The sequence below is a fragment of the Nocardia sp. NPDC058497 genome (genome assembly GCF_042720195.1).
In the GTDB taxonomy this organism is placed as follows: Bacteria; Actinomycetota; Actinomycetes; order Mycobacteriales; family Mycobacteriaceae; genus Nocardia.
Map to the genome: position 1 here is coordinate 1 of NZ_JBHXMY010000650.1, position 3173 is coordinate 3173.

The following is a 3173-nucleotide window of genomic DNA, read 5'->3' on the forward strand; positions in this document are numbered from 1 at the left end:
CTCCCTTACTTTCGTGTGTTCGCGGCCCGGGCCGGTGGGGGGGGCGGCGCACTCGGGGTGGGGCGGCCGGCCCCCCACCCCCGCGAGCTCGCCGAGCAGCGCCGGGTCGGTGCCCAGTAGCGGGCGCGCCCACACAGGCGCGGTGGTCGCAGTCCACCGGTGTGCGGCGCGCTGGATCTGTCCGGCGAGGTCGGCCACGATCCGCTCGCGAGCAAGAACCGGTGCGGCGAGCTCCTCGTCGACACCGTGGTGGGGCAGACCTCGCGTCCAGTCAAGCGGTCCACGGCCGGCAGAATGCGCACCGGTGGGGTCCAACCGCCAATCCAATACCGCCGCTGGATCATCGGCGGTGTCGAGTTCGCGCGCGGCCGCAGCGGCACGCAGTGCGGCGACGGGATCTGCGCCGGTGAGCGCGATGAGCGCGAGGTGCTGGCGCAGGACCGGATAGGCGGGGGCGTCGGTCAGGTCGGGGTGGATCGTGTCTGCGACGCGATCGAGTTCGTCGAGGCGGTCGGCGCCGAGGGCGTGTTCGGCGGCCAGGCCGAGGGTGTCGAGGTAGATATCGACCGCTAGCCCGATGCGCAGGGCCGGGTCGAGGGCGTCACGAAGCTCGGTATGCGCGGACTTCTGCGCCCCGTCACGGGCCAGGACGCGCTGCAGTATCTCGACTGCGGTGCGCGGGTAGAGGGCGGGTTCGGTGTAGATCGAGCCTTCGGCGCCGTCGAGCGCGGTGACGATGTAGGCGTGGTTGGCGTGGATTCCGCGGGTCATCGCGACGTAGAACTGCTGTCGGGATTCGCGCCCGGACAACGCGACGTGACAGGTGTCGGCGGTGATTCCTTGGGCGGAATCGATCGTCGCGGCGTAGCCGAGGTGCACATGCGCGCGCACATACTCCACCGGTAGATGCACCGAATGCTCGCTGTCGACACCGCCACGGTGGTGCGAAACAGTCAGAGAACCGTCGTCGTGGACGTCGGTGACGGTCCAGGAGTAGCCGTTGCGGACCCAGTCGGTGTCACCGAAACGCAGCCGCGGGTTGTTGCGACGCGTGCGCACGGTGTCACCGACGGAGGCGCAAAGTCCGTCCGCGAGACCTACTTCGGCGTCCAGTGGTGTGCCGGTTCGGGCGAGTTTGTCGGTGCGGGCGCGCGCGTTGAGCGCGGTGACGACCTCGTGTGTTGGGGCCAGCATGACCGCGTCGCGACCGGCATGGTGGTCGGGGGCCCACGCTGTATAGGTGTTGTCGTAGACCGATCCCGTGTGCCCGGCGTGGATCCGATCGTTGTCCAGATACCACGCCAACGCCGCTGCGTCACCCTCGCGGAGGCCGATCGAAGCGGTCGCTTCACCGGTGGAGGCGAACCGGACGACATGGGAGAGCGTCACGGTCTGCTCGGGGGAGGCGGCGGCCATGTCGGTGTCGGCGCCGCCGGCTTCGATCGCTGGCAGCTGTCGGTCGTCGCCGATGCAGCGCACTGTCGCCCCGCGTGTGGACAGGAACTGCAGCAGGCGGAGGCGTGTGAGGTTGCCGAGCTTGACGTGTTCGTCGACGATCACCAGTGTTCGGTCGTCGATGTCGAGGACCCATTGCGGCAACGACGGCGTCCCGACCTGCTCCATCCCGGCAGCGATCTGGTTGGGGGAGTGACGGTAGATGACGTCGAGGAGTTTGTCGACGGTCTCGGCGCGGGTGCCGATTGACGCCCCGAGGACAGCGGCCGCGGCGGCGGTCGGTGCCATACCGAGGACGGTTCCGCCGGTGGAATGCCATGCGGCGGTAAGGACTTGCATCGCGGTCGTCTTCCCGGTGCCAGCCGGTGCGTTCGCGGTGTGGACTCGTAGTCCGGAGGTGGCGAAGGAGGAGATGACACCGACCTGGCCGGCATTGAGCGGCCGGTCCTGGTGCGCGGCATTGAACTGGGCGACTGCATCGGCAAGGAGTTCCGGGTCCAGGGTGCGGGCTCCGGGTTGCACCGACAATTCGATCAACGCCGCCTCGACCTCGAGGGTGGCTTCGGTGGTGTAGACCTGGGAATTCGGGCGAGCGTGGACCGAAGTGCCATCGCTGCGCTGCAACCACGCCGGAACTGCACGAAGCGCGGGTTCCTCGGTGAGGTCTGGATCACCGCGCGCAACCGCCGATCGCGGTGAGAGCGCGGCGGTAACGACTTTGTCGGGGACCCAGTCCCAGTCGGCAGGGTGGATCTTGCTGCGGAGTTGGCGTTCTACTTCGGCGCGCAGGTTGAACGGCCGCCACGTCGATCGCCGTTCCGACATCGCTGCCAGCGCCCGTTCGGCGGTCGCGGCGATGAACGCCGCATCAGGGGTCGGGCGAGGTATTGGCGGCACTGACAGCGTGTGCAGCACGAACTCCTCGACTGCCTCACGGCCACCGAGCAGGTCCGCAGCCTCGGCCGCCCAGATGTCGCGTTGCTGAGCATACGAGCCTGGAAGATGTTTGGCCGGACGGGTATTCAAGGTCGCCTGTTCAGCGAGCCCGTACACCTCTTTTGGTGTCGGTTCGCGCTGGTGACGGGCTTGGAAGTCGGCGGTGAGTTCGTCGAGGCGGGTGTTGATCGCGGTGGCGCGTTGCGACCAGGCGTGGATCAGTTCGGTGGGGACGCCGATGATTTCGCGGATCTGGACCTGGTGGATGTTGCGGTCGGCGCGGGTTTCGAATTGCAACCCCAGCGCGAGTTCGAGGTAGTGCTCGAGGCGGGAGTCATAGATTTCCGACACGGTGACCACGGCTTCGTGGAACAGGCGCGAGTCGATGGTGCGCCACTTGCCGTCCTTGGTGCGGACCTTGTTCGCGATCAGGACGTGGGTGTGCAGGTCGGGGTCGCCGGCACGGCTGTCGCGATGGGTGAAACACGCCGCCACCATCCCCTCGACCTCGACGTGGCGGACCCCGTTGCGCCCCAACCGGGTGTGCAAGCCGTTGCGTTCCAGCCACGTCAACGCATCCTTGATCGCTCGCCGATGGGCGGCCTCGATCCGGCGCCTCATGTCCGGCGGGGCGACCGCCCACAGCGCCGAAACACTCTTCACCGACGAGAAGGTGAGCTCAAGACCGGCCAGTGCGGTCTGGTTCACGCGCGAGTTCTTGGCCACCCATCCCGAGAGCTCGCTCGCGTTCAACGGGACGCGACCGGGGTCGATGATGAACA

At 67.8% G+C, this 3173-nt stretch carries 1 protein-coding gene; it reads right to left on the reverse strand.

The features are described 5' to 3' along the window. Window positions 1-3099 (reverse strand): MobF family relaxase (gene mobF / locus ACFWPJ_RS28850; RefSeq protein ID WP_378856061.1); only part of this gene is annotated, 3099 nt, incomplete at its 3' end. Window positions 3100-3173: the final 74 nt, after the last annotated feature.